The sequence below is a fragment of the Mycolicibacterium palauense genome (genome assembly GCF_002592005.1).
GTDB classification, from domain to species: Bacteria; Actinomycetota; Actinomycetes; order Mycobacteriales; family Mycobacteriaceae; genus Mycobacterium; species Mycobacterium palauense.
In genome coordinates this window covers 55768-79891 of sequence record NZ_NVQF01000002.1, presented here as the reverse complement: position 1 = coordinate 79891, position 24124 = coordinate 55768, and the positions used below count along the sequence as shown (strand labels likewise).

General features: G+C 70.1%; 24 protein-coding genes and 1 tRNA gene. 12 read left to right on the top strand and 13 right to left on the bottom strand.

Annotated elements, in window-relative coordinates; all coding sequences use genetic code 11:
• Positions 1 to 26 precede the first annotated feature (26 nt).
• The 5 genes from CSR00_RS01285 (at position 27) to CSR00_RS01265 (ending at position 3936) form a co-directional block, all read left to right on the top strand.
• Positions 27 to 1382: a lanosterol 14-alpha demethylase gene (locus tag CSR00_RS01285; protein ID WP_099020589.1), complete on the top strand. Its 1356-nt coding sequence runs from the start codon at positions 27 to 29 to the stop codon at positions 1380 to 1382.
• A gap of 16 nt (positions 1383 to 1398) precedes the next feature.
• Positions 1399 to 1605 carry a ferredoxin gene (locus CSR00_RS01280; protein WP_099020588.1) on the top strand — a complete coding sequence of 69 codons (207 nt, stop codon included), beginning with the start codon at positions 1399 to 1401 and terminating at the stop codon, positions 1603 to 1605.
• Positions 1606 to 1629: 24 nt separating this feature from the next.
• A complete protein-coding gene (locus tag CSR00_RS01275; protein ID WP_099020587.1) occupies positions 1630 to 2169 on the top strand; it encodes a nuclear transport factor 2-like protein in 540 nt (179 codons plus the stop codon).
• 151 nt (positions 2170 to 2320) lie between these two features.
• Positions 2321 to 3448 (top strand): NDMA-dependent alcohol dehydrogenase, encoded by a 1128-nt coding sequence (locus CSR00_RS01270; RefSeq protein WP_099020586.1) that lies wholly within the window; start codon positions 2321 to 2323, stop codon positions 3446 to 3448.
• 83 nt (positions 3449 to 3531) lie between these two features.
• Positions 3532 to 3936: an HIT family protein gene (locus CSR00_RS01265; RefSeq protein ID WP_099020585.1), complete on the top strand. Its 405-nt coding sequence runs from the start codon at positions 3532 to 3534 to the stop codon at positions 3934 to 3936.
• A gap of 62 nt (positions 3937 to 3998) precedes the next feature.
• Here CSR00_RS01265 and CSR00_RS01260 read toward each other — a convergent pair whose 3' ends face one another.
• Positions 3999 to 5591, bottom strand: a complete 1593-nt coding sequence (locus CSR00_RS01260) for a sensor histidine kinase (protein WP_099020584.1) — start codon at positions 5589 to 5591, stop codon at positions 3999 to 4001.
• Positions 5592 to 5605: 14 nt separating this feature from the next.
• Positions 5606 to 6325, bottom strand: coding sequence for a response regulator transcription factor (locus tag CSR00_RS01255; RefSeq protein ID WP_099020583.1), 720 nt, complete (start codon positions 6323 to 6325; stop codon positions 5606 to 5608).
• Positions 6326 to 6488: 163 nt separating this feature from the next.
• On the opposite strand from CSR00_RS01255, the gene CSR00_RS01250 reads away from it, so the two are divergent.
• Together CSR00_RS01250 and CSR00_RS01245 are read left to right on the top strand one after the other, a co-directional pair.
• A complete protein-coding gene (locus CSR00_RS01250) occupies positions 6489 to 7244 on the top strand; it encodes a hypothetical protein (RefSeq protein ID WP_099020582.1) in 756 nt (251 codons plus the stop codon).
• A 39-nt stretch (positions 7245 to 7283) separates the two neighbouring features.
• Positions 7284 to 7358, top strand: a tRNA-Thr gene (locus CSR00_RS01245).
• A gap of 39 nt (positions 7359 to 7397) precedes the next feature.
• On the opposite strand, the gene CSR00_RS01240 is transcribed toward CSR00_RS01245, so the two are convergent.
• The 3 genes from CSR00_RS01240 to CSR00_RS01230 all read right to left on the bottom strand — a co-directional run bounded on the left by CSR00_RS01240 (position 7398) and on the right by CSR00_RS01230 (position 11689).
• Positions 7398 to 9974 carry a beta-1,3-glucanase family protein gene (locus CSR00_RS01240; RefSeq protein ID WP_099020581.1) on the bottom strand — a complete coding sequence of 859 codons (2577 nt, stop codon included), beginning with the start codon at positions 9972 to 9974 and terminating at the stop codon, positions 7398 to 7400.
• Positions 9975 to 10226: 252 nt separating this feature from the next.
• Positions 10227 to 11117 carry an LLM class flavin-dependent oxidoreductase gene (locus CSR00_RS01235; RefSeq protein WP_099020580.1) on the bottom strand — a complete coding sequence of 297 codons (891 nt, stop codon included), beginning with the start codon at positions 11115 to 11117 and terminating at the stop codon, positions 10227 to 10229.
• Positions 11118 to 11209: 92 nt separating this feature from the next.
• On the bottom strand, positions 11210 to 11689 hold the full coding sequence (locus CSR00_RS01230) for a MarR family winged helix-turn-helix transcriptional regulator (RefSeq protein WP_245905768.1): 480 nt from the start codon (positions 11687 to 11689) through the stop codon (positions 11210 to 11212).
• Between the two features lie 344 nt (positions 11690 to 12033).
• Between CSR00_RS01230 and CSR00_RS01220 the strand changes: the two genes are divergently transcribed.
• Positions 12034 to 12555, top strand: a complete 522-nt coding sequence (locus CSR00_RS01220; protein ID WP_176561858.1) for a hypothetical protein — start codon at positions 12034 to 12036, stop codon at positions 12553 to 12555.
• Positions 12556 to 12674: 119 nt separating this feature from the next.
• Here CSR00_RS01220 and CSR00_RS01215 read toward each other — a convergent pair whose 3' ends face one another.
• The gene (locus tag CSR00_RS01215; RefSeq protein WP_099020578.1) at positions 12675 to 13370 is read right to left on the bottom strand and encodes a M15 family metallopeptidase; all 696 of its coding nucleotides are present in this window, start codon (positions 13368 to 13370) and stop codon (positions 12675 to 12677) included.
• 56 nt (positions 13371 to 13426) lie between these two features.
• Here CSR00_RS01215 and CSR00_RS01210 point away from each other — a divergent pair, with 56 nt between their 5' ends.
• Entirely contained in the window at positions 13427 to 14317 is an 891-nt protein-coding gene (locus tag CSR00_RS01210; protein WP_099020577.1) for an NAD(P)-dependent oxidoreductase, read from the top strand.
• Positions 14318 to 14361: 44 nt separating this feature from the next.
• Here CSR00_RS01210 and CSR00_RS01205 read toward each other — a convergent pair whose 3' ends face one another.
• Positions 14362 to 15198 carry an SDR family oxidoreductase gene (locus tag CSR00_RS01205; protein WP_099020576.1) on the bottom strand — a complete coding sequence of 279 codons (837 nt, stop codon included), beginning with the start codon at positions 15196 to 15198 and terminating at the stop codon, positions 14362 to 14364.
• A gap of 73 nt (positions 15199 to 15271) precedes the next feature.
• Positions 15272 to 16207: an enoyl-CoA hydratase gene (locus CSR00_RS01200; RefSeq protein WP_099020575.1), complete on the bottom strand. Its 936-nt coding sequence runs from the start codon at positions 16205 to 16207 to the stop codon at positions 15272 to 15274.
• 179 nt (positions 16208 to 16386) lie between these two features.
• On the opposite strand from CSR00_RS01200, the gene CSR00_RS01195 reads away from it, so the two are divergent.
• The 3 genes from CSR00_RS01195 (at position 16387) to CSR00_RS01185 (ending at position 18557) form a co-directional block, all read left to right on the top strand.
• Entirely contained in the window at positions 16387 to 16722 is a 336-nt protein-coding gene (locus CSR00_RS01195; RefSeq protein WP_099020574.1) for an intersectin-EH binding protein Ibp1, read from the top strand.
• A 182-nt stretch (positions 16723 to 16904) separates the two neighbouring features.
• A complete protein-coding gene (locus CSR00_RS01190) occupies positions 16905 to 17069 on the top strand; it encodes a hypothetical protein (RefSeq protein WP_099020573.1) in 165 nt (54 codons plus the stop codon).
• Entirely contained in the window at positions 17070 to 18557 is a 1488-nt protein-coding gene (locus tag CSR00_RS01185) for an alpha,alpha-trehalose-phosphate synthase (UDP-forming) (RefSeq protein ID WP_099020572.1), read from the top strand.
• A gap of 7 nt (positions 18558 to 18564) precedes the next feature.
• Here the strand turns inward: CSR00_RS01185 and CSR00_RS01180 are convergent, their stop codons facing one another.
• The 5 genes from CSR00_RS01180 to CSR00_RS01160 are packed head-to-tail and all read right to left on the bottom strand — an operon-like array spanning position 18565 to position 24116.
• Entirely contained in the window at positions 18565 to 19059 is a 495-nt protein-coding gene (locus CSR00_RS01180; protein ID WP_099020571.1) for a mammalian cell entry protein, read from the bottom strand.
• On the bottom strand, positions 19059 to 19799 hold the full coding sequence (locus CSR00_RS01175) for an Rv1363c family protein (protein WP_099020570.1): 741 nt from the start codon (positions 19797 to 19799) through the stop codon (positions 19059 to 19061). Before CSR00_RS01175 ends, CSR00_RS01180 begins: the two co-directional genes overlap by 1 nt.
• A complete protein-coding gene (locus tag CSR00_RS01170) occupies positions 19799 to 21508 on the bottom strand; it encodes an MCE family protein (RefSeq protein WP_099020569.1) in 1710 nt (569 codons plus the stop codon). Before CSR00_RS01170 ends, CSR00_RS01175 begins: the two co-directional genes overlap by 1 nt.
• Positions 21508 to 22695: an MCE family protein gene (locus tag CSR00_RS01165; protein WP_099020568.1), complete on the bottom strand. Its 1188-nt coding sequence runs from the start codon at positions 22693 to 22695 to the stop codon at positions 21508 to 21510. The genes CSR00_RS01170 and CSR00_RS01165 overlap by 1 nt, the downstream gene beginning before the upstream one ends.
• A complete protein-coding gene (locus CSR00_RS01160) occupies positions 22692 to 24116 on the bottom strand; it encodes an MCE family protein (protein WP_099020667.1) in 1425 nt (474 codons plus the stop codon). Before CSR00_RS01160 ends, CSR00_RS01165 begins: the two co-directional genes overlap by 4 nt.
• Positions 24117 to 24124 lie beyond the last annotated feature (8 nt).

The following is a 24124-nucleotide window of genomic DNA, read 5'->3' as shown; positions in this document are numbered from 1 at the left end:
CACGAGCGCCGAGGAGGAGTGAGCAGATGACGACGACCATTGTGCCCCGGGTGTCCGGTGGCGAAGCCGAACACGGCCACCTCGAGGAGTTCCGCACCGACCCGATCGGGCTGATGACGCGGATCCGTGAGGAGTGCGGCGACGTGGGCTGGTTCCAGCTCGCCGACAAGCACGTGATCCTGCTGTCGGGCGCCGAGGCCAACGAGTTCTTCTTCCGTTCCGCCGACGAGGATCTCGACCAGGCCGAGGCCTATCCGTTCATGACGCCCATCTTCGGCAAGGGTGTGGTCTTCGACGCCAGCCCCGAACGGCGCAAGGAGATGCTGCACAACTCTGCGCTGCGCGGTGACCAGATGAAGGGTCACGCGGCCACGATCGAGCACGAAGTGCGCCGGATGATCGAGAACTGGGGCGACGAGGGCGAGATCGACCTGCTCAAGTTCTTCGCCGAACTGACCATCTACACCTCGACCGCCTGCCTGATCGGGGTGAAGTTCCGCAACCAGCTCGACCACCGCTTCGCCGAGTACTACCACCTGCTCGAGCGGGGTACCGATCCGCTGTGCTACGTCGACCCCTACCTCGACATCGAGAGCTTCCGGATCCGCGACGAGGCCCGCGCCGGCCTGGTCGAGCTGGTCCAGGAGGTGATGAACGGCCGGATCGCCGATCCGCCCAGGGACAAGGCCGACCGCGACATGCTCGACGTGCTGGTCTCCATCAAGGACGAGGACGGCAACCCCCGGTTCTCCGCCGACGAGGTCACCGGCATGTTCATCTCGCTGATGTTCGCCGGGCACCACACCAGTTCGGGCACGTCGTCGTGGACGCTGATCGAGCTGCTGCGCCACCCCGAGGTCTACGCCCAGGTGCAGCAGGAGCTCGATGACCTCTACGCCGACGGGCAGGAGGTCAGTTTCCATGCGCTGCGCCAGATCCCGAAGCTGGACGACGTGCTCAAGGAGACCCTGCGGCTGCATCCGCCGCTGATCATCCTGATGCGGGTCGCCCAGGGCGAGTTCGAGGTGGAGGGCTACCCGATCCACAAGGGCGACTTCGTGGCCGCCTCACCGGCGATCTCCAACCGCATCCCCGAGGACTTCCCGAATCCGGATTCCTTCGACCCGGACCGCTACGAGAAACCCCGTCAGGAGGATCTGGTCAACCGCTGGACCTGGATCCCGTTCGGCGCCGGTCGGCACCGCTGCGTCGGCGCGGCGTTCGCGCAGATGCAAATCAAGGCGATCTTCTCGGTGCTGTTGCGCGAGTATGAGTTCGAGATGGTGCAACCAGCCGATTCCTATCGCAACGATCACTCGAAGATGGTGGTCCAGCTGGCCCGCCCGGCCAGGGTCCGCTACCGCAGGCGGGCGAGGAACTGACGGGTGAGGAACTGACATGGGCAGCTACCGCATCGAGGTCGACGCCGACCTGTGCCAGGGCCACGCCATGTGCGAGATGGAGGCCCCGGACGTGTTCACGGTGCCCAGACGGGGCACGGTCGAGATCATCGACCCCGAGCCGTCCGACGACCTGCGCGCCGATGTGGAGCGGGCCGTCGAGATGTGTCCCACCCAGGCTCTTCTCATCCGCGAGAAGAACTGAGAAACGGTCCAGAAAGGTAAGACAATGGCGTCACGCGAACAACTCGAGGACTGGGTCGACCGCTGGCTGAAGGCCAATCGGGAGGCCGAGCAGGCCGGCGACTGGAAGCCGCTGGCCGACTTCTACACCGACGACGCGACCTACGGCTGGAACATCGGCCCCAAGGAAGACGTCATGTGCCTGAACAAGGACGAGATCCGCGACGTCGCCCTGGGCCTGGAGATGGAGGGCCTGGAGAACTGGGTCTACGAGTACCAGAAGGTGCTCATCGACGAGAAGCAGAACGAGGTCGTCGGCTTCTGGAAGCAGATCGCCAACAAGAGCGACGGCACCCGCGACGAGATCTATGGCATCGGCGGCAGCTGGTTCCGGTTGAACGACCAACTGTTGATCGAGTGGCAGCGCGACTTCTTCGACTTCGGGCATGTGCAGAAGGCGTTCATGAAGTTGATCGAGTCCGGCGACCTGACCCCGACGATGCAGAAACGCATCGAGCGGTCGCTGGCCGGCGAACGGCTGCCCGGCTACTACCCGCTGGGACAGGCGCCGGTGCCGATCTGGTGAACCGGCTCGGGTGCCGCCCCGGCTGTCCCCGCACCGGTGATGCAGGTCATAATGGCGTAGAACAGGAACACGTTCTAAATCGTCGTCCGGAGCCGGTGCTCCCCTCCCCGGGATGCGAACCGACCAGGACATGTGATGTGGAGGGTCCATCGTGAAGACAAAAGGCGCCCTGATCTGGGAGTTCAACCAACCGTGGCAGATCGAGGAGATCGAGATCGGCGACCCCGTCAAGGACGAGGTCAAGATCCAGATGGAAGCCTCGGGCATGTGCCACTCCGACCACCACCTGGTCACCGGTGACATCCCGATGTCCGGTTTTCCGGTGCTGGGCGGCCACGAGGGTGCGGGCGTGGTCACCGAGGTCGGCCCCGGCGTCGAGCACATCGCCCCCGGCGATCACGTGGTGCTGTCGTTCATCCCGTCCTGCGGCGAGTGCCCGGCCTGCCAGGAGGGTCTGCGCAACCTGTGCGACCTGGGCGCGGGGCTGCTGGGCGGCACCGCGGTGTCCGACGGCACCTACCGGATCCACGCCAAGGGCCAGCCCGTCATCCCGATGACGCTGCTGGGCACGTTCAGCCCGTACATGGTGGTGCACAAGAGCTCGGTGGTGAAGATCGACCCGTCGATCCCGTTCGAGGTCGCCTGCCTGGTCGGCTGCGGCGTGACCACCGGCTACGGCTCGGCGGTGCGCAGCGGCAACGTCCGCCCGGGCGAGGACGTGGTGATCGTCGGCGTCGGCGGCGTGGGCACCGGGGCGCTGCAGGGCGCCCTGACCGCCGGGGCACGCAACGTCTTCGTCGTCGATCCCGTTGACTTCAAGCGTGATTCGGCGCTGAAGTTCGGCGCCACCCATGCCTATCCCGACATCTACGCCGCCATGGCCGGGGTCGCCGAGGTCACTCAGGGACGGATGGCGCACAAGACCATCGTCACCGTCGGCGAACTCAAGGGCGAGGACATCGACGACTACATGAACATCACCGCCAAGGGTGGGACCGTGGTGGCCACCGCCGTGGCCAACATGGCCAGCAACGACGTCAAGCTGAACCTCTCGATGCTGACGCTGCTGCAGAAGAATCTGCAGGGCACCATCTTCGGCGGCGGCAACCCGCACTACGACATTCCCCAGCTGCTGTCGATGTACAAGGCGGGCAAGCTCAACCTCGACGACATGGTCACGCGGCAGTACAAGCTGGAGCAGATCAACGAGGGCTACCGGGACATGCTGGAGGGCCGCAACATCCGCGGCGTGATCCGCTACACCGACGAGGACCGGTAGACCGACACCTCGCCGGACGACCATGGAACCGCCCCACCCCCGTCGGGGGTGGGGCGGTTCCGCGTCTTGCCTATGCTGCAAGCATGGCCACTGTCTTCACCAAGATCATCAACGGCGAGCTGCCCGGCCGGTTCGTCTACTCCGATGACGAGGTCGTCGCGTTCCTGACCATCGAGCCGATGACCCCGGGCCACACGCTGGTGGTGCCGCGGGCCGAGGTCGACAACTGGCAGAACCTGGACCCGGCGGTGTTCGGGCGGGTCATGGAGGTCTCCCAGCGCATCGGCAAGGGCGTGTGCGCGGCGTTCGGTGCGCAGCGCGCCGGGCTGATCATCGCCGGGCTGGAGGTTCCGCACCTGCACGTGCACGTCTTCCCGGCCTATAACCTGACCGATTTCGGTTTCGCCAACGTCGACCGCAACCCGTCGCCGCAGTCGCTGGACGAGGCGCAGGCCAAGATCAAGGCCGCGCTGGCCGACCTGGCCTGACGGGGCGGCTCGGGCGCGCCCACCGCACCGAGTGTGCGTCCCGCCGCCCTCAGCGCACGCCCTCAGCGCACCGAGTGTGCGTCCTGATCGACGTTCTGCGCCGCGGGACGTCCTGAGCGCACGTTCGGTGCGCCGTCGGGGCGCGGGGGTGCCTCCTGGTCGTCCTCATTCTCGTCCTCGTTGTCGTCCTCGTTGTCGTCGGCGCTGTCCTGGTCGGCGGCGTCCTGGTCGGCGTGCTCGTCCTGGTCGGTGATCCGTGGCAGCGCGACCCGGAACCGGCAGCCCTGACCCGGCGCGGTGGTGACCCGCACCGTGCCGCCGTGCGCGTGTACCAGTGAGTCGACGATCGACAGTCCCAGGCCGGTGCCGCCGCTGGAGCGGGTGCGCGAGGAATCGGTCCGGTAGAACCGCTCGAACACCCGGCGGGCGTCCTCCTCGGTCATCCCGGCGCCCTCGTCGGCGACCTCGAGCACGGCACTGTCGTCGACGGTGCCGACCCGCACCGTGACGCCGGTGTTCTCCGGGGTGTGCTGCAGGGCGTTGGCCACCAGGTTGCCCAGCACCTGCCGCAGCCGGGCCTCGTCGCCGGTGACCTCCGGGGTGCCCGGGCCGTCGAGGACCTCCAGGGCGATCGTGCGCTGCGGGGCGATCGACTGCGCGTCGTGCACGGCGTCGGTGGCCAGTGCCAGCAGGTCCACCCGCCGCTGTTCGAGCGGTCGCTGCGCGTCCAGGCGGGCCAACAGCAGCAGGTCCTCGACCAGCAGCCCCATCCGCCTCGACTCGCTCTCGATCCGCGACATCAGCATCTCGACGTCGCGGGCCGCGCCCTGGCGGTAGAGCTCGGCGAAGCCGCGGATGGTGGTCAGCGGGGTCCGCAGTTCGTGGCTGGCGTCGGTGATGAACCGGCGCATGCGTTCCTCGGAGGTACGCGCCTGCTCGGCCGAGGCCTCCGAGGAGGCCACCGCGCGCTGGATCTGGGCGAGCATGCCGTTCAGGGCCAGCGACAGCCGACCGACCTCGGTCCGCGGGTCGCGCTGCGGGACGCGGCGCTCCAGTTCCCCGGCGGCGATGGCCGCGGCGGTCTCCTCGACCTCGTCGAGTGGCCGCAGGCTGCGGATGACGACCACGTAGCCGACCACGCCGAGCACGAGCAGCACCGCCACCCCGATCCCGACCTGGGCATACACCAGCGCCCGCACCGTCGACTGGACGTCGGAGAGGTCGATGGCCACCGTGGTCAGCTCGCCGTGGGGCCCGCGCACCGAGACCGCCCGCCACTGCACGTGGGAGCCGTCGACCGAACCGACCGTGGTCGGCACGGGACCGACGTCGTTGCTGTCGGGCAGCTTGGGGTCGGCGTCGCGGTCGTTGACGGCCATCCAGACCCGGCCGTCCTCGTCGACCCCGCGCACGTAGAAGTCCGACGGCGGCCGGCCCGGGTTCGGGCCCACCTCCGGGGAGGCCGGCATGCGCCGCGGCGCCTGCGCCCAGCCGTTGGAGGCGTCGACCAGCGTCTGATCGACGCGGTTCATCAGGCTGTGCCGCAGGATGGTGGTGACGGCCACCCCCGAGGCCAGCAGCCCGAACGCCACGAGCACCAGGGTGGCGGCCACGAGGCCGACCCGGAGCGGCACTCCGCGGGCGTGTTCGGCCATCCGCCTATTCTCCGCTACCGCGGCTCCCGCAGCACATACCCGACTCCGCGCAGGGTGTGCAGCAGCCGCTTCTCACCGGTGTCGATCTTGCGGCGCAGGTAGGACACGTAGGACTCCACCACGTTGACGTCGCCGCCGAAGTCGTAGCGCCAGACGTGGTCGAGGATCTTCGGCTTGCTCAGCACCGTGCCGGCGTTGATGACGAAGTAGCGCAGCAGGGTGAACTCCGTCGGCGACAGCGACACCGGTTCGCCGGCCTTCCACACCTCGTGGGTGTCCTCGTCGAGCTCGATGTCGGCGAAGGTCAGCCGGGAGGTGCGCGGCTCCTGCACGCCCCGCCCGGTGCGGCGCAGGATGACGCGCAGCCGCGCGACGACCTCTTCGAGGCTGAACGGCTTGGTGACGTAGTCGTCGCCGCCGAGGGTCAGCCCGGTGAGCTTGTCCTGCAGGGTGTCGCGCGCGGTCAGGAACAACGCGGGCGCGTCGATGCCGTCGGCGCGCAGCCGGCGCAGCACCCCGAACCCGTCCATGCCGGGCATCATCACGTCCAGGATGACCGCGTCGGGTTTGACCTCGCGGGCGCGGTCCAGCGCCGAGGGCCCGTTGACCGCGGTATGGACCTCGAAACCCTGGAACTTCAGACTCACGGACAGCAGTTCGACGATATTGGTCTCGTCATCGACCACCAGGACGCGCGCTTCGGGTAAGGCCTCGGTTGTCGCGGGTGCTCCCATACCGATAATCTCCCCTAGATTGCTTGTAACTATCCTGCCAGCAGCCTGTACGTTTCCTGTGAGTTCCATGGGCGGCGGCTGCGACCGGGGCCCATAGGGCCCGCGCGGGTGGGATCCGCGCAGTTCGTCCTGCGACACCCGCGGCACTCATACACTGGCCCGCATGGACCTCGGCAAAAACCTGGTCGCCCTGGCGACCGCCCCCGTGCGGGTCGGGCTGGCCGCCGCCGAGACGGGCATCGACATCGCCGCCGGCGCGCTGGACCTGACCAAACGCTCCCTCGGCGACGCGACCGCCCAGACCACCTCCCCGTCGGTGGCCCACCTGCTCGGCCTCGACGACACCATCGCGCGGGCGAACCGCATCGCCCGGCTCATGGACGACGACGCCCCCCTGGGCCGCGCGCTGGCCACCGACGGCCCGATCGACCGGCTGCTGCGCCCGGGCGGGCTGGTGGACCGGCTGACCGCCCCCGGCGGGGTGCTCGACCGCGTGACCGCCGACGAGGGCCTGCTGGACAAGCTGACCGCCGAGGGCGGTGGACTGGAACGCGCGCTGGCCCCCGGCGGCCTGGTGGACCGGCTGCTCGACGAGGAGGGCCTGGTGGAGCGGGTCCTGGCCGAGGACGGGCTGGCCGACCGGCTGCTGGCCGAGGACGGCCTGATCGACAAGCTGACCGCGCGCAACGGCCCGCTGGAGCAGCTGGCCGACGTGGCCGACACCCTCAACCGGCTCGCGCCCGGGCTGGAGGCCCTGGCCCCGACCATCGAGACGCTGCGCGAGGCCGTGATCACGCTGAGTTCGGTGGTCAACCCGCTGAGCAACATCGCCGACCGCATCCCGCTGCCGCGCCGCCCGGCGCGGCGCGCACCCACCCGCCCCGTGCGGTCGCAGCGCATCATCGACTACGACGAGTGACCCGTTAGGCTGTGGGGGTCCGCCGACGGGCGGACCCCCGCCTCCTTAGCTCAGTGGTAGAGCACTCGCCTTGTAAGCGAAAGGTCGTCAGTTCAATCCTGACAGGGGGCTCCACGCGCGCGCCGCGGCTCGCTCCGGCGGGCGCCTCGCGCGCTACGACGCCGACCCGCCGGTAGGCGCGAGGCGCAGCCTCAGATCACTCAGTGGGTCGGGGTTACCCAGGATCAGCACCGAGCTCTGGCTGTTGACGTCGTCGTAGGGGAAACCGTAGGCGTAGCCCTCGACGCTGTTGGCGTGGAAGAACTGAGCCCAGTCGTTCCAGCGCTGCCCGGCCGGGTAGTACGCCGAGGCGTCGTCCCAGTCCTCCGGTGAGGTCGCCACCCCGCGGTTGAACGCGGCGTCGAGGGCGGCCAGGAAGGCGCCCTGCAGGCCGGTGCCGACGAACGGGCCGTCGGCGCGGAAGACGTCGCGGGTGGTCGGCTTGTCCATGGTGTGGGAGGTGGCACCACCGCCGGCGCCGGTCACGGTGTAGGCGAACCGGCCCTGGCCGTCGATGCCGCCGGTCACGGTGAAACCCGGTCCGGCGTAGGCGAACTGCTCGTGGGCGTACTTGGTCCAGAACGCCTCGACCGGTTCGTCCAGCCACGTCGCCAGGTCGCCGGGGAGCTGCGAGCGCGGCGCCAGGATCCGCAACGGGTCACCGTCGGCGTCGCGGATGACCAGCGCCTGGAATTCGGCCGGCGCGGTGTCCTCGAACCGCCGGAACAGTTCGTCGCGGGAGAGCGCGATGCCGCGGGTGCCCGAGAAGCCGCTGGCGTCCTGGGTCACGGTGAAGGTGAACGGGAAACCGAACTGGTCGACCTGAGTGGTGTTGCCGCCGAAGGGAACCGAGCCGTTCTTGAAGCTCAGCTCATACCAGTCGTAGACGGTGTCGTAGTTCGGGTCGGTGGGGTTGGCCGGGTCCGGTGAGGCCCAGCCGGTGTTATCGACGCTGACCGCGACGTAGAGCGGCTGGCCCAGCGACAGGTAGATGCGCCCGCCGAGCAGCTCCGGTGGAACCCGGAAGCTGTCCGCCTCGGCGAGAGTGAACGACATGTCGGCGTAGTTCACCCCGTTCTTCTCCAGATGGCCGGGGGCCTCGGCGGCGGCGTGGTCGATCGCGTGGGCCGTGCCATCACGGTCGACCCAGGACCACTGCCCCGGGGTGACCTGGCCGATGACCATCACGTGGACCGCGTCGTCGCCGTAGGTCCCGGTGTCGTTGGAGAACGAGACCGGGAACGAGCCCGCGGTCACCGGCACCTCGGGTGGGTCCGGCTCCGGTTCGGGCTCGGGGCCCGCGACCGGCAACACGGTCACGGTCACCGTGCTGGTGGCGGTGTGACCGGCGGTGCCGAACAAGCCGAAGGTCAGCCGGTAGACCAGGCCGGCGAACCCGTGGACGTGAAAACCCCCGTCGTCATCGGAGGCCGTGACGGTGAACGCGTCGGCGTAGGGGGTCACGCCGTCCCAGCCGGGCGCGGCGGTGTAGGTGGCCGACTCGCCGGCGATGGTCAAGGTGCCCGCCGCGGTGCCGCCGGCCGCCCCGGCGAGGGTGTAGGTCAACGTCGCGGTGTCGGCGTCCTCGGCGCCCAGCGCGAACGGCGTGCTGCTGGCACCCGGCGCCAGGTTCACCGACAACGCCTGCGGCGCGAAGGTCGGTGACGCCGCGAAAAACGTTCGCTGGAACCAGTTCCTGGTCGGGTTCGCCGCCACACCGGGCTGTGCCGTACTGCCCTCGGCGCTCCGGTCCAGCAGCGCCTGCTCGGTCTCGCGCCGGGTCCAGGCGTACATGGCCAACGGCGCTGGCGAGGGCGCCGGGGCGGCCGGCGCGCGGGGAACCACCAGCGGCGTCAACGCGGCCGGCGCGATCGGCGGCTGGGCGGCGGGCGCGGTCTCCGCGGTCGTGGCCCCCTGGGCTGCCGGAGGCAGCGATGAGGCCTGGGCTGCCGGAGGCAGCGATGAGGCCTGGGCCGCCGGAGGCAGCGATACAGCTTGGGCCGCCGGAGGCAGCGATACAGCTTGGGCCGCCGCGGGCAGCGATGCAGCCACAACCGCCGCGGCCGCATCGACCGCGGGCTCCTCGTCGGCATCTGCTGCGGTGGAGTCGGCGACGATCGGATCGGCGCTCACCGGCACCGGCGTCGGGTCGGCGTCGGCATCGGTGCTCGAGGGTTCGCGCTGGCCGTCGCCTGGCGAGGCCGTGATGAGACCGCCCCGACGCTCACGCTCGGGCGCCGCGGGCGGGCCGGAGACCTCGATGTTCTCGTCGTCGGGGAGGTCTTCGTCGGGGAGGCCCTCGACGATCGCGGTGGTCTCGTCCACCGGCTCTTCGGCGGCGGCGACCTCCTCTCCCGCCTCGTCGAGCGCCGCATCCACCGCCTCCACAACCAGGTCGGCGTCGTCGCCCTCGGTCGCCTCGGCCGGATCGGTGTCGTCGGCGGAACGGTCGCCGCTCCCGGGCCCGTCATCGCCGGCGTCGCCGCCGGTTCGCCGGTCAGCACCGGCCGCCCGGTCGGCGCCGGGTGACGTTCCCGCGCCCGGTCCGGGGCCCGAGGACTCCGAGGTCGCGCCGGCACCGGACCCCGTCGGCTGGGCCCAGCCGATCGCCGGTGGGAGGACCCCGACACCGGCCACCCCCAGCGCCACCGTCAGCGATCCGGCCCAGCCGATGTACCTGGCACCGTCCATCACGAACTCCTCGGCGCGTCCGGGTGGGAGCGTCGACGCCCGTCGGCGTCCAGCAAACCACTCCCTGGCCTAGGACTAGCACGCCGCCGCGGGCTTCGGGGGCATATCGACCAGACTTCGGGGCCCAACAGCCAGCGGGAAAGTCCTCGTGCGCTACCCCGGCCGGGTCACGATCGGGAACCACAGCCCGAAGCTCGTCCGCAGCGACAACGGCCTCAGCGGGGCACTACACCCGGGCCGCGCCGGCCGCGGTCATCGCCGGCGGCGGTCGACACCGTCGCGCACCGCCGGCACGACCTCGCGAGCGAAGCGGCGCACCTGATCGACGTCGTCGTCGGGTGCGGCGAAGATGAAGGTGTCCATCCCGGTCTCGACGACCAGGCCGACCAAGGTCTCGACCCACTGCTCGACCGTGCCGTTGAACCGCTCGTCGGTGGGAACGTCGACTATCCGGCCGAAGACGTTGTACACGCGGGCGATCTCCGCGGGATCCCGGCCGGCCTCCAGGGCGCCCGCGTCGATCTGCCGCTGCATCTGCGGCAGCACATCCGGCGGAAAATAGCTGTTCGACGGGATCCACCCGTCGGCGTGACCGCCGAGATAGCGCAGCAGCTTCGGTCCGCCCACGCCCAGCCAGACCTGCATGTCGTGGACCGGCTGCGGCCCCGGATGCAGCCCCTTCAGACGGTAGAACTCTCCGTCGTAGCTGACCGCGCGCTCCCCCGACCACATCAGCCGCGTGACCTCGACGGCCTCGCGCAGCGCCTGCGCGGCCTGTCTCGGTGAGCGGCGGGGACCACCCATCGCGACGATCGGATCCCAGAAGGCGCCGGCGCCGAGCGCCAGTTCCATCCGGCCGCCGGACAGCACGTCCAGGCTTGCGGCCATCTTGGCCATCACCGCGGGCTCGCGCAGCGGAACATTGGCCACGTCGGGCACCACCCGCACCCGCTCGGTGCGCAGGAGCAGGTTCGACATGAACGCCCATGCGTCGAGGAAACGTCGCTGATACGGATGATCCTGTACGCCAATGAAATCGAGGGACTCGTCGGCCAGCGCGGCCAGGGCCAGGCCGTTGTCCAACCGGTCCGATCTCGGCGTGATGAACACACCGAACTGCACCACCCTGCCGTAATCAGCCACCAGATCTCCTCCGCCGGATCCGTTCGGGCCCGCGGGCCGACACACGGGGCACCGGCCGGGACGGGACCCCGGACACTGTGGTCGCCCACAAGCTACCGCACAGAGCGCCGTTCGGCGTCGCCCCGGCCGGGCGCCACGGCGGCGAGCCCGGCGTCGTGCATTCCGGCCTTGCGCAGCAGCCCCTTGAGCCTGCGCTGTTCGGTGGGCGTCAACCCGTCCAGCACGCGCTGATCGGCGCGGTGCACGGCACGTTCCGCGCGTGTGAGCAACCGCTTGCCCGCTCCGGTCAGTTCGGCGGGCCGGGCCCGGCCCGCCGGCGCGGTGGGCGGGCGGGTCACCGCACCCATGGATTCCAGTCGGTGCAGCACCTGGTTCATCGCCTGGGCCGACACGTGGGTGTCGCGGGCCAGTTCGGCGCCACTGCGCCCCGGGCACGTCGCGAGTATTCGCAGGCAGACGAACTCGGGCAATCCCAGCCCGAGTTCGCCGAGTTCGGCGGCCATCTGCGGACGCAGGACCGCGGCCAGCCGGTGCAGCAGGTAACCCAGCGGCTCGGCCACGGATTCACTCACCCCGTCATCCTCACACGAGTTCGGGCCGGCACAACCGCACGCGGAGGATCCGCATTCGGATCCGGGCGCCGAGCCGGCCACACGCCGGCCGCGACGACGCTCGGCCGCCACGCATCGCGATTGACGGATATCAACCTCGTTGGTATCAAGGAAGTTGATATAGGTAGCGCGTCCCCTCTGGACGCGGACCACGAATCAAAGGAGTAGCAATGAACTTCAGTGGATTTCCGGGCGGACCCGGCTGTGGAGGAAACGCCCCCGGGCCCTGGGGACCGGGCGGTTTCGGACCGGGCGGCGGGTTCGGCGGGGGCCCGGGATTCGGCCCCGGATTCGGCGGCCCCGGCATGGGCCCGGGCTTCGGACCGGGATTCGGTGGTCCCGGCATGGGCCCGGGATTCGGGCCCGGATTCGGTGGGGGCCTCAAGCCGGCAGCGTTCGGTACCGCGGTGCTGCTGCTCGACGGTCCCGCCGACGCCACCCAGATCGTGCAGCGCGCCACCGAGGCCACCAACGGCGCCTTCACCCCGCCACAGGACGTCGTCGACCTCGCCATCGGACTGCTGGCCGGCCGCGGGCTGGTCAGCGTCGACAACGGCGTGGCCACGCTGACCGAACTGGGCAACAACCTCCTGGCCTGGCGCGGCGTCAACAGCGACACCGCGCATGCGTTCTTCGCCAAGTTCGAGAAGTTCGCCGACCTGTTGAAGATCCGCGGCGATCTCCGCGAGTTCGTCGGCCTGGCACGCACCATCGCGTGGAAGGGCACCGACGAGCAGAAGGAGTCGCTGGCCGAGGCCCGGACGAAACTGGCTGCCGCCGTCTCCGAGGCCAAGAAGTCGCTGCACGCCGCACTCGCCGCCGACTGAGGCCGTCGGCGGCGGTCGCCGACACCCGGGGCCTCCGCCCGCCCCACCCGGGCCCGCACCGGGGTCAGGTGGGTGGGCGCGGGGCCTCGGGTCGGCGGCCCGGGCCGTTTCCGCACACGCTAGTCCACCGGCACGTCCAGGATCGGCCGGCGCACGCCGGCGCCCGGACCGTCGAAATGCCACCACTCGCCCGCATAGACGGCCAGCCCGCCGGTCTGCATGGCCGCGCGCAACCGGGCCCGGTTGGCCCGCGCCGCCGCACTGACACCCGAGGTCGCATACGCCTGGGCGCGGGGAGTGAAGTCGTCGAAGCCCGTCCCCATCTCGACCGGCCCATCGGGGCCGGCGAGCGTCACGTCCACCGACCTGCCGGCCTCATGGCTGCGCGCATAGTCGCCCGGGCGCGCCACCCAGTTCGGGTCTGGCACCTCCTCGAACATCCGCACCTGCACGTCGTGGGGCCGGTAGCAGTCCCAGAAGACCAGGACCTCACCGCCGCGGCGCAGCTCGGCCGCGGCGGTGGCCAGGCCCGCGGCCAGGGATTCGTGCACCAGGCAGCGCGCATCGGGCGGATACAACGGCATCCCGACGAAATTGTCGGCGCTCGCATAGCGCAGGTCGATGACCGCGTCGGGCACCACGCCGAGAACATCGACCAGCCCGGCCGCGGCGGCCTGCGCAGACACCGGCGGCACCGGCGACACCGGCGACACCGGCGCGGCACCGGCGGCACCGGCGCCGGACACCGCGGCGCCCGCCGCCAGCACCGCCGACATCACCACACGCACCAGTGCCACGGGACCCACGGGACCCATTGTGGTCCGTCCCGCCGAAACGGCGCGCCGGACCCGGCCGGAGTAGATGTGGAGGCATGCGAATCGGATTCATCGGCCTCGGCAACATGGGCCGCGCCATGGCCACCAACCTGCTCGCCGACGGCCACCAGGTCACGGTCTTCAACCGGACCCCGGCGCGGGCGGATGCCCTGGTCGAGGCCGGGGCCGAGCGGGCGGCGACCGTCGCCGAGGCCTGCCGGGCCGAGGTGGTGTTCACGATGCTGGCCGACGACCAGGCGGTGCACCAGGTGGTCTTCGGCGATGACGAGTTCGGCGACGGCATTCTCGATGCCCTGCCCGAGGGCGGCGTCCACGTCTCGTCGAGCACCATCGGAGTGGATCTGGCCCGGCAGCTGGCCGCCGCGCACGCCGACGCCGGACAGCGGTTCGTCTCCGCGCCCGTGTTCGGCCGCCCCGAGGCCGCCGCGGCCGCCAAACTGTTCGTCGTGGCCGCCGGCGCGCCCGGCACCGTCGAGGCGGTCTCACCCCTGCTGGCCGCGGTCGGTCAGCGCACGTTCGTACTCTCCGAGCGGCCCGAGGCGGCCAACCTCGTCAAGCTCAGCGGCAACTTCCTGATCGGTTCGGTGCTGGAGTCCCTCGGCGAGGCGATGGCGCTGGTCGGCAAGGGCGGCGTCGACCGGAAGGACTACCTGGAAGTCCTGACGTCCACCCTGTTCGACGCGCCCGTCTACCACACCTACGGCGGGCTCATCGCCGAGGAACGCTTCACCCCGGCGGGATTCGCCGCCCCACTCGGGCTCAAGGACGTCCGCCTGGTGCTGGAGGCCGGCGAACAGCTGCAGGTGCCGCTGCCGATCGCCGGGCTGCTGCGTGACCGGTTTCTGACCCTGCTGGCCAACGGCGGCGCCGACCTCGACTGGTCGGCGATCGCCACACTGTCCGACCGCGACGCCGGCCGGGGCTGACACCGGGGCTCAGGCCGGGCTCAAACCGGGGCTCAGACCGGGGCTCAGACGACGCCCCGTAACGCCTCGGCGCCGAAGACGGGTTCGATCAGCGGGGAGATGTCGGGGCCGCGGCGCAGTCCGTGCCCACCGTCGACATTGATGACCTGCCCGGTGACATGGGCGGCCGCGTCGGACAACAGGAACAGGGCCACGTTGGCGATGTCGGAGACCTCACCGACCCGGGGCAGCGGGGTGCACGCCTGATAGTCGGCGGTGATCTGCGGGGAGCTCATGAGCGGCTCGACCATCTCGGTGCGGGTCAGGCCGGGGCGGATGCCGTTGACCCGGACCTCGGAGGGGCCGAGTTCGTCGGCGGCCAGCTGCAGCAGATGATCCAGCGCCGCCTTGGCCGGCCCGTAGGCACCGAACCAGCGGTGGGTGTTACTGGAGGCGATCGAGGAGATGCCGACGAACGAGCCGCCGCCCGCGCGGACCATCTCCCGGGCCGAGTGCTTGATCAGGTACATGGTGCCGTTGACGTTCAGATCGATGGTGCTGCGCCACAATTCGGAATCGATCTGGGTGATCGGCCCGATCGTGTGGCTGCCGCCGGCACTGTGCACCACACCGTGCAGCCGACCGTTCCAGGCCGTCGCCGCCGCGACGGCGTTGACCACCTCGTCCTCGTGGGTGACGTCGGCGGGTTCGAAGGCGATCGACCCGGATTCGGCGGTGGCCTGTCCCTTGATCTCGTCCACGGTGGCGGCCAGCTTGTCGGCGTTGCGGCCGATGATCATCACGTCGGCGCCGGAGCCGACGAGCGCCTCGGCTACCCCCTTGCCGATTCCGCTGCCACCGCCGGTGACGAGATAGGTCCGATCCTCAAACGACAGCTCCATTGCCGGCCTCTCACACAGTTAGAACACGTTCTAATGATGCAATCATGCCGAACGGCCGACGCCGGCACCGCGCTTACGGCGTATCGCGGCGCGCCGGTTTCGTCGGCGCGGCGCTACGCCAGTCCGGCACGTCGGGCGGCTGCCCCACCGGGAACCGGTTCTCGTTGTGGGCCGCCCAGTGCGCATGGCCGAGTTCGTGGATGTGGAACGCGTGGCGCAGCGCCTCGGTGAAGCCCATCGCATCCGAGGCCGCGTTGACCGAGTCCTTGACCAGCATGGCCGCCATGGTGGGGCGCTCGGCGATCCGGCGCGCGAACTGCAGCGTCTTCTCCTCGAGCTCGTCGACCGGGAAGATCTTGGACACCATGCCCAGCCGGTAGGCCTCCTCGGCGTCCAGCGAGTCCCCGGTGAGCAGCAGCTCCTTGGCCTTGCGGGGGCCGAACTCCCACGGGTGGGCGAAGTACTCGACGCCGGGCATCCCCAGCCGGGCTGCCACCACGTCGCTGAACTTGGCGTTGTCGGCGGCCACGATCAGGTCGCAGGCCCAGATCAGCATCAGGCCCGCCGAGATGGCGTTGCCCTGCACCTGGGCGATGGTGATCTTGCGCAGCTCGCGCCACCGGGAGGTGTTCTCGAAGAAGTAGTGCCACTCCTGCAGCAGGAGCTTCTCGACGATCGCGTCGCGGGCACCGCCGTCGATGGTGAAGCTGGGATGCAGACCCGGCCCGGGAGTGCGTTCGGCGATCGCCGCCTCCGAACCCAGATCGTGCCCGGCCGAGAAGTTCTTGCCGACGGCCGCCAGGATGATGACCCGGACGGTGTCGTCGGCCTCGGCGCGGCGCAGCGCGTTGTCGAGCTGCACCAGCAGCGTCCGGTTCTGCGCGTTGTGCTCGGCCGGCCGATTGAGCGAGATGCGGGCGATGCGGCCCTCGTCAAGGGTTTCGTACGTCACGAACTCCGGGGCGCCGGAGGCGTCCGCCACGGTGTCCGCATAGTCAGGCTTGGCCATGTGCACACATTACATCTGAGGGTATCGGTGTCACGTTCAGGGGTTCGCCGGCACCGCCGGTGGGAGCCCGCTATCAGCAGGCAGTTGGCCACATCCAGTGCGCGAACGTCGCCGCCTTAATAAGATGCCCGTGCAGCATCGGTTCACACTTCCACTCCAGACCAGGAGAAAGCCTGACGATGGCCACACTGACCACGCCCGTACGTCGACTGCTCGCCGCGGGAGGGTTCACCATTGCCTTAGCCGCGACCCCGTTCGCCATTTCCGCGGCCACGGCCGATCCCGATAGTGCGTGCCCTCTCGGCGAGCGTGAGGACGCCTTCATCGCCAACTGCGTGCCGGAACTGGCACCGAACGTTCCGGGCGGCAACTGGCCGACGGCACCGCGCACCACCCCGGAAGTGACCCAGGAGTCCACCCCGCCCTGCGACGACACCGTCGGAGGCACCGTGTGCACCCCGGACAGCGCCGATGAAACCGGCGGCGGCTACATGGCGCCGACCGTCACGCCGTAGCTCATCCCCGGGGGTCCTGACCAGGGCCCGACCGGCCGGGCGCCGCCGCGGCACCCGGCCGGTTTTGCCGTGGTTGACCCGGGCCCGAACCCCGTCCGATTCGGGCCCGATCCACCCCCTGCCCAGCGGCCCGGCCCGCCGGCACGGTCCGGAACACCGCGGTCTTCGCATATTGTTGAACCATGCCTGCAAAATCTGATCCCGCCGATCTCGGCGAAGTCGAACCGTTGGCCGACAGCACCGCCAGCCAGGCGCGCCGCGTCGTAGCGGCGTACGCCAACGACGCCGACGAGTGCCGGGTGTTCCTGTCGATGCTCGGTATCGCGCCGTCGAAAAACGAGGCGTAGGTGGTTCCCGGGGAGGGCGAAGAGGTCCGCTCCGGGGGCTCTGACTTCGTGGTCGTGGCCAATCGGCTGCCGATCGACATGGAGCGGCACCCCGACGGATCCGTGACGTGGAAACGCAGCCCGGGTGGACTGGTCACCGCGCTGGAACCGCTGCTGCGCCGCCGCCGGGGCGCCTGGATCGGCTGGCCCGGCATCATCGACGAGGACACCAGCGGCGACGTCGAGCCGCTGGACGCCGAGGGCATGCAACTGTTCCCGGTGAAGCTCAGCAGCGACGACGTCGCCGAATACTACGAGGGCTTCTCCAACGGCACGCTGTGGCCGCTGTATCACGACGTCATCGTCAAACCGCTCTACCACCGCAGCTGGTGGGACCGCTATGTCGAGGTGAACCGCCGATTCGCCGAGGTCACCGCCCAGGCCGCGGCCCCCAACGCCACGGTGTGGGTCCAGGACTACCAGCTGCAGCTGGTGCCGAAGATGCTGCGGATGCTGCGTCCCGACCTGACGATCGGCTTCTTCCTGCACATCCCGTTCCCACCGGTGGAACTGTTCATGCAGATGCCGTGGCGAACGGAGATCACCGAGGGCCTGCTGGGCGCCGACCTGGTCGGCTTCCACCTGCCCGGCGGCGCGCAGAACTTCCTGGTCCTGGCCCGCCGCCTGATCGGTGCGAACACCTCGCGGGCCTCCATCGGGGTGCGTTCACGCTTCGGCGAGGTCCAGTTCGGTTTCCGGACGGTCAAGGTGGGCGCCTTCCCGATCTCCATCGATTCCGCGGATCTGGACCACAAGGCGCGCAACCGCGACGTGCGGCGCCGGGCCCGCGAGATCCGCGCGGAACTGGGCAACCCGCGCAAGATCCTGCTCGGTGTGGACAGGCTGGACTACACCAAGGGCATCGACGTACGGCTCAAGGCCTTCGCCGAGCTGCTGGAGGAGGGGCGGGTCAAGAGCGAGGACACCGTGCTGGTGCAGCTCGCCACCCCCAGCCGCGAACGGGTGGAGAGCTACCGGGCGCTGCGCGAGGACATCGAACGCCAGGTCGGGCACATCAACGGCGAATACGGCGATGTCGGCCGCCCCGCCGTGCAGTACCTGCACCGGCCGGTGCCGCGTGACGAGCTGATCGCGTTCTTCGTCGCCGCCGACGTCATGCTGGTCACCCCGCTGCGCGACGGGATGAACCTGGTCGCCAAGGAGTACGTGGCCTGCCGCAGCGACCTGGGCGGCGCGCTGGTGCTCAGCGAATTCACCGGCGCATCCGCCGAACTGCGCCAGGCATACCTGGTCAACCCGCACGATCTCGACGGCGTCAAGGACGCCATCGAGGCCGCGATCAACCAGGAGCCCGAGGAGGGCCGCCGCCGGATGCGGGCGCTGCGCCGCCAGGTGCTGGCCCACGACGTCGACCGGTGGGCCCGTTCGTTCCTCAACGCGCTCACCGGCCGGCCCACCGGGACCGATCCCGGCGCCCCGTCCTCCTGAACGGCAGCTAGATCGGGTCGATCCCGTCGATCAGCCACCGGCCGTCGACCTTCTGGTATTCGACGCGCAACCGGCTGCCCACGTAGGTGGGCTGCTCGGACTTGTCGGTCACGGTCTGGTTCAGGTACACCATCACCGAGCCCGAATTGCGCAGCGCCTCCAGGACTCCCACCCCCACCACATTGGGCTGGCTGATCACGTGCCGTTCGCGCGCCTCCGGGATGATCTGCTTGTTGGCCTGGTCCTCGAACTCCCTGCGGAACCGCGGGGTCAGCAGCGTGGACGCCTCGGTGATGCTGCGCTCGACGGTCTGGTAGTCGTAGCCGAACACCTTGGGCAGCTGCTCACGGGCCAGCGGCGCCAGCTCGGCGCGGGTGGCCTGCTCGGCCCTCTGCTGCACCCGGTCCCAGTACAGCCAGCCGCCCGCGCCGGCCAGCCCCACGATGCCCACGACGGAAAGCCCGACGAGCAGACCCGCCAGCACGGTGGTCAGCCGCCGCATCAGTTCCCCCCGTCCGGGTACTTCAGGTCGTAGCCGGTCATCCGGCCGTTGTCGTCCTCGTGCACGATCACCCGTAGCCGATAGGGCTGCGACGGCTTGTTGACCCCGTCGATGTCGGTGACGGTCACACGGACCGCAACCAGCACCGAACCGTTGTCGCTGATCTCGTCGATGCCCTCCAGGGCCGCCCCGTTGACGACGGCCTCCGAACTGGCGTTGGTGTCGCGGAAGATGGCCTTGAGGTTCTCCACGTTGTTGTTCTGGCTGAGCATGTCGCGCAGCGGCCCGCTGGTGCCCTCGACGAAGCGGTTCACGCTGTCGTTGATGTTGTCCTGGGTGTAGCTGAACATGTTGACGACGGTCTGCGTCGCGGTGTCGACGAACCGCTGTTCGCGCGCGGCGGCGGCGTCGGCGGTGCGCTGCTGGTCGGCCAGCACCCACACGCCCGAGCCCAGCAGCGCGGCCAGCACCACCACCGCGGCCGCGGCGATCCAGCCGACGCGACGCCGGTTCGGCCGGCGCCGGGGCGGGGGCGCGACACCCGTCGGCGGCGGGACGACGGGCGGCTTGGTCAGCGTCGCCACGCCGCCGGCGCGTTCGGCGCCTCCCGGGTCTGCGGCGCTTCCGGTGGGGTGGGCCACCGTCACCGCGGGGCTGCCGGCCGGGCCGGCCGCCCGGGACGCGCGACGACGCCTCGGCTTCGTCGCCTCATCCGGCGTCGAAGCGGAAGTGTCAGCCATTACGCCTGCCTCGGACTGAGCATCAGATCCACCCAATTCTCGGCCGGCGACTGTTCGGCGTTCCCCCCGGCGAAGACGCCGGTACCGCCGGCCGGGTCCACGAAGACCCCGTTCTCATCGTACGTACCGTAGGCGGCCCCGCTGGCCTGCGGCAGGGGCGCCTCGGCCGGCAGCGGCGACCCGTCGGGAGCAGGTGCGGCCGGGGCGGGCGGCGGCGGGGCCGGTGCCGGGGCGCCGGGCGGCGGGCCCTGGCGCGCATACGGCGGGGCGTAGTGGTCCTGCGGCGGGAAGTACGGCCACGGCGGCGGGGCGCCGTTGTCGTTCGGCGGCACCGGCAGCGGGAACGGCGCGTTGGGCGCGGGCCCCACGGCGGGCGGGACACCCGGGGGCAGCTGCGCCACCGGCGGACCCGGGTCGTAGTCGGCGTTCGGCGGGATGTTCGGGAACTTGTTGGGCGGCAGGATGTTGCGACCGTCCTCGACCGGCGTGCCGTACGGCACCGGCGGGCCGCGCCACGGGTTGCTGCCGATCGGAACGAAGCCCTTGGGGTCGCGACACAGCTGCACCGTGGGCGCCCGCTTGCCGGGGAACTCCTGGCACGGGTAGTTGCGCGCCCCGCGCACCGCCGTCGGGTCGTTCTGGGCGGCCTTGCAGTACAGATCGGTGGGCAGGTTGCGCACCGTCTCGTCGGCGGGCGAGCGGATCTGGGTGGCCGGGATGAAGCCGACCGAGCACGGCGGAGGATCACCCAGGTCGATCTTGAAGTCCAGCTTGCCGCCCTCGTCGGTGGGTACGCCGCCGGCCACCGTCGTCAGCGCGGCGATCAGGGCCGGGAAGATCACCAGCGCCTGTTCGAGCGACTTGTGGTAGATGACCCCGATCCGGCCCAGGTTGGCCAGGTTCGCCGCCAGCATCGGGAAATTGGGCCGGATGCCGCTGAACGCCGTGTTGGCCGCGTCGGCGCTGCCGGGGGCGGTGGCAAGCAGGGTGCGCACCTGGGGGTCGGCCCCGTTCACCTCGGTGGTGAGGCGGGCCAGCCCGTCGGCCAGCGACCGGATGTTGTCGCCGCTGCGGATCTGCGCCTCCAGGAACGGGCCCGCCTGGTCGATCAACGCCGCGGTCTGGGGGTAGTCGTTGTTGGCCGCGTCGACCAGCAGCCGGGCCGACTGGATCAGCCGGGCCAGCTCGGGACCGGATCCGCTGAATGCCTTGAACGTCTCCTTGAGCAGATCCTGCAGCCGGGCGTTGTTGATGCTGCTGACCAGCCGGTCGGCCTGTTTGAGCAGTCCGGCGACGTCCTGACCGATCGCCGTGCGGCTCTGCGGGATCACCGCACCGTTGTCCAGCATCGACGTCGACGCGTCGGCCGGGGGCACCAGGTCGACGTACTGCTCGCCGACCGCCGAGACACTCTTGACGGTGGCGCTGACGTTGTCGGGCACCGGGGTGTTGCTGTTGAGCCGCATGTGCGCCACCACGCCGTCGTGGCTCAGATCGACCGACTCGACGCGCCCGACGGTCACGCCGCGGTAGGTCACGTTCGCGTTCTCGTACAGGCCGCCGGCAGCGGCGAAGTCGGCCTGAACCTGGTAGGAGCCCAGCCCCAGCTGGGCGGGCACGTGCAGGTAGAACAGGGCGATGGCACCGACGCTGAGCACGGTGATCACCGAGAAGATCCCGAGCTGAATCCGGGACAGCCTGTCGAGCATCAGCCCCCCTCCCCGTGTTGGGTCGCGGTGCCCGGCGGGATCTTGAACGGATCGGCCGCCTGACCGGACAGGTTGGCCATCTGCCCGGTGACGAAGTCGGGCGGGTTGAGGATCTCGCTCATGTGCTTCATGTTCGGGTCCAGGGCGTTGTTGGTCGTGAAGACCGACTCACCGAGGCGCCGGACGGTCAGGTCGAAGGTGACGAACACGTTGAGGTAGTCGCCGCGGACGGCCTGGCGCAGATACTTGTAGTGGAACGGGAACGTCGGCAGGAACTCGAGGTCCTTGATGAAGACGTCGGCGTTGTCGTTGAGCGCCTTGATCGCCGGGTAGAGGTCCTTGAGGTCGGCGGCGAAATCGTCCTTGGTCTTGGCCAGGATGTCGGCGGCCACGGTGGCGAAGGACCGCAGGGCCGCGAAGGCGTCGACGATGTTGGTGCGGTTCTCGTTGAGCACCCGCAGCGCGTTGGGCAGGGTGTCCAGCGTGCGCCCCAGGCTGTCCTTGTTGGCCGCCAGCAGCGCGGCGAACCGGTCCAGCCCCTCGGTGGCGGTAATGATGTCCTCGGTCTGACGGGCCAGCGAGTCGGTCAGCTCGGCCAGCCGGGGCACCAGGTCGGTGAAGGCCTCGGCGCGCCCCGCCACCGCGGTGTACAGCTCGTCGGTGATGTCCTGCAGCGCACCCAGATTGCCCTTGTTGACCACCACGCCCAGCGACGAGAGCACCTCCTCGGTGGTCGGATACCTGCCGGCGTGGGACTCCGGGATGTTCGACCCGTCGCGCAGGGCGCCCACCGGCGGCTGGCCGGTGGGGGCGGCAAGCTCGACGTGCTGGGAACCCAGCAGCGAGGTCTGCGCGACCCGGGCGGTGGCGTTGGCCGGCAGGTGCACGTTGGAGTCCAGCGAGAGCTGCGCCGCGGCGTAGAAGGTGCCGTCGGGCCGCTGCACGGCGTCGATCCCGGACACCGAGCCGACGGTCACGTCATCGACCATGACCGGTGAATTCTGCGGCAGCGTCGCGACATCGGGCAGTGCGACGGTGACGGTGTAGGACCCCGGCCCGTGCCCCCTGGTACCCGGCATGTCCAGTGAGTTCAGGCCGCCGAACGAGCAGCCGGCCAGCAGCGCCGCGCCCGACGCGAGGGCCGTGGCCCGCCGCGCGGTGCGGGCCAACGCCGTGATCGGTCTCATCGGCCGCCTCCGGTGGCCGGTGCCGGGGCGGGTGCCGGCGCGGGTGCCGGCGCGGGTCCCGGCGGCGGGCCCCCACCCGGCGGCAACTGGGGCGGGCCCGGCGAAACCTGGCCCTGCACCGGCGGCGGCGGCAGGAAGATGTCGTTCCAGTCGGTGCCCGGCGGGACCACCGGCGGGTTGGCGCCCGGGGCGGGCTGCCACTGCAGATAGGGCAGCGGGGTCTTGGCCTTGGCCTCGGTCGCCGGGGTGTCGTACTGGATCTGTCCCTTGTAGGCCAGGATGCTGTTGATCGGGTGGAACAGCACCGGCGGGTAGTTCATGGTGATCCGGCGCATCACCGGCCCCATCCGCTCGCGGCAGATCTCGGCGCGCTTGTAGTTGTCCGGGTTGGCCCCGATATCGAAGGTGCCGCCGCAGATGAACTGCACGGGGTTGGCGAAGTTCGGCAGGGAGAGCACCCCGGCGACGGTGCCCTGCGCGGGCTCGTAGATGTTGTAGAAGTTCGCCAGACCGTTCGGGGTGACGTGCAGGACCTGTTCGATGTCGTCGTGCTGGTCGGAGAGCAGCTTGGTGAATCGCGTCAGTTTGTCGACGGTCCCAATGAGCGCGTCGTTGTTGTCGTCGAGCAGTCCGCGCACGTCGGCGAGCGCCGTGTTCAGGGTGTCGAGGGTGTTGTCGAGGCCGACCGTGCTGTCGGCCAGCACCTGTGACACCGAGGCGACGTGGCTGGTGAACTGGACGATCTGCTCGTTGCTGTTCGACAGCGCGTCGATGAGCACCTGCAGGTTGCGCACCGTGCCGAACAGATCGGTGCGGGAGTCCCCGAGCCGGCCCGCGGTCTGCGACAGCTCGCGCAGGGCGTTTCGGAACGAGTCGCCGTTGCCGTCGAACGTGGTGGCCGCCTGGTCGACGAAGGTCGACAGCGGGCCCTGCAGACCGCCCTGTTCGGGTCCGAGTGTCTCGGACAGTTTGGTCAGTTCCTCCTTGACCTCGTCCCACTCCACCGGCACTGCCGTGCGGTCATCGCCGATGACGGCGCCGTCGGCCAGCAGCGGCCCGCCCTTGGCGTCGTCGTAGGCGGGGGTGAGCTGGATGAACCGGGCCGCCACCAGGTTCGGCGAGATGATGATCGCCTTGGCGTCGGCGGGCACCCTCACACCGTTGTCGATCGACATGGTGATCTTGACGTCGCCGGCGCGCGGTTCGATCGCGTCGACCCTGCCGACGGGCACGCCCAGCACCCGCACCTCGTCGGCCGGATACAGACCCACCGCCGAGGAGAACAGCCCGACGACCTTGTAGGTCGATCGGCCCGGCCACAGCACGAACAGGCCGACCGCCAGCGCCACCACCAGCACGACGACGGCGGTGATCAGCAGCCCGCGCCGGCGGCTGCTGCGGGGAGCGGAGGTGGTTGCCATGTGATCGG

What these genes read in the sequence shown, in the direction of transcription:
- CSR00_RS01285 (WP_099020589.1), top strand. Translation starts at nt 27, where the DNA reads ATGACGACGACCATTGTGCCCCGGGTGTCCGGTGGCGAAGCCGAACAC.
- CSR00_RS01280 (WP_099020588.1), top strand. Translation starts at nt 1,399, where the DNA reads ATGGGCAGCTACCGCATCGAGGTCGACGCCGACCTGTGCCAGGGCCAC.
- CSR00_RS01275 (WP_099020587.1), top strand. Translation starts at nt 1,630, where the DNA reads ATGGCGTCACGCGAACAACTCGAGGACTGGGTCGACCGCTGGCTGAAG.
- CSR00_RS01265 (WP_099020585.1), top strand. Translation starts at nt 3,532, where the DNA reads ATGGCCACTGTCTTCACCAAGATCATCAACGGCGAGCTGCCCGGCCGG.
- CSR00_RS01260 (WP_099020584.1), bottom strand. Translation starts at nt 5,591, where the DNA reads ATGGCCGAACACGCCCGCGGAGTGCCGCTCCGGGTCGGCCTCGTGGCC.
- CSR00_RS01255 (WP_099020583.1), bottom strand. Translation starts at nt 6,325, where the DNA reads ATGGGAGCACCCGCGACAACCGAGGCCTTACCCGAAGCGCGCGTCCTG.
- CSR00_RS01250 (WP_099020582.1), top strand. Translation starts at nt 6,489, where the DNA reads ATGGACCTCGGCAAAAACCTGGTCGCCCTGGCGACCGCCCCCGTGCGG.
- CSR00_RS01240 (WP_099020581.1), bottom strand. Translation starts at nt 9,974, where the DNA reads ATGGACGGTGCCAGGTACATCGGCTGGGCCGGATCGCTGACGGTGGCG.
- CSR00_RS01220 (WP_176561858.1), top strand. Translation starts at nt 12,034, where the DNA reads ATGGGCCCGGGCTTCGGACCGGGATTCGGTGGTCCCGGCATGGGCCCG.
- CSR00_RS01215 (WP_099020578.1), bottom strand. Translation starts at nt 13,370, where the DNA reads ATGGGTCCCGTGGGTCCCGTGGCACTGGTGCGTGTGGTGATGTCGGCG.
- CSR00_RS01210 (WP_099020577.1), top strand. Translation starts at nt 13,427, where the DNA reads ATGCGAATCGGATTCATCGGCCTCGGCAACATGGGCCGCGCCATGGCC.
- CSR00_RS01205 (WP_099020576.1), bottom strand. Translation starts at nt 15,198, where the DNA reads ATGGAGCTGTCGTTTGAGGATCGGACCTATCTCGTCACCGGCGGTGGC.
- CSR00_RS01200 (WP_099020575.1), bottom strand. Translation starts at nt 16,207, where the DNA reads ATGGCCAAGCCTGACTATGCGGACACCGTGGCGGACGCCTCCGGCGCC.
- CSR00_RS01195 (WP_099020574.1), top strand. Translation starts at nt 16,387, where the DNA reads ATGGCCACACTGACCACGCCCGTACGTCGACTGCTCGCCGCGGGAGGG.
- CSR00_RS01190 (WP_099020573.1), top strand. Translation starts at nt 16,905, where the DNA reads ATGCCTGCAAAATCTGATCCCGCCGATCTCGGCGAAGTCGAACCGTTG.
- CSR00_RS01180 (WP_099020571.1), bottom strand. Translation starts at nt 19,059, where the DNA reads ATGCGGCGGCTGACCACCGTGCTGGCGGGTCTGCTCGTCGGGCTTTCC.
- CSR00_RS01175 (WP_099020570.1), bottom strand. Translation starts at nt 19,799, where the DNA reads ATGGCTGACACTTCCGCTTCGACGCCGGATGAGGCGACGAAGCCGAGG.
- CSR00_RS01170 (WP_099020569.1), bottom strand. Translation starts at nt 21,508, where the DNA reads ATGCTCGACAGGCTGTCCCGGATTCAGCTCGGGATCTTCTCGGTGATC.
- CSR00_RS01165 (WP_099020568.1), bottom strand. Translation starts at nt 22,695, where the DNA reads ATGAGACCGATCACGGCGTTGGCCCGCACCGCGCGGCGGGCCACGGCC.
- CSR00_RS01160 (WP_099020667.1), bottom strand. Translation starts at nt 24,116, where the DNA reads ATGGCAACCACCTCCGCTCCCCGCAGCAGCCGCCGGCGCGGGCTGCTG.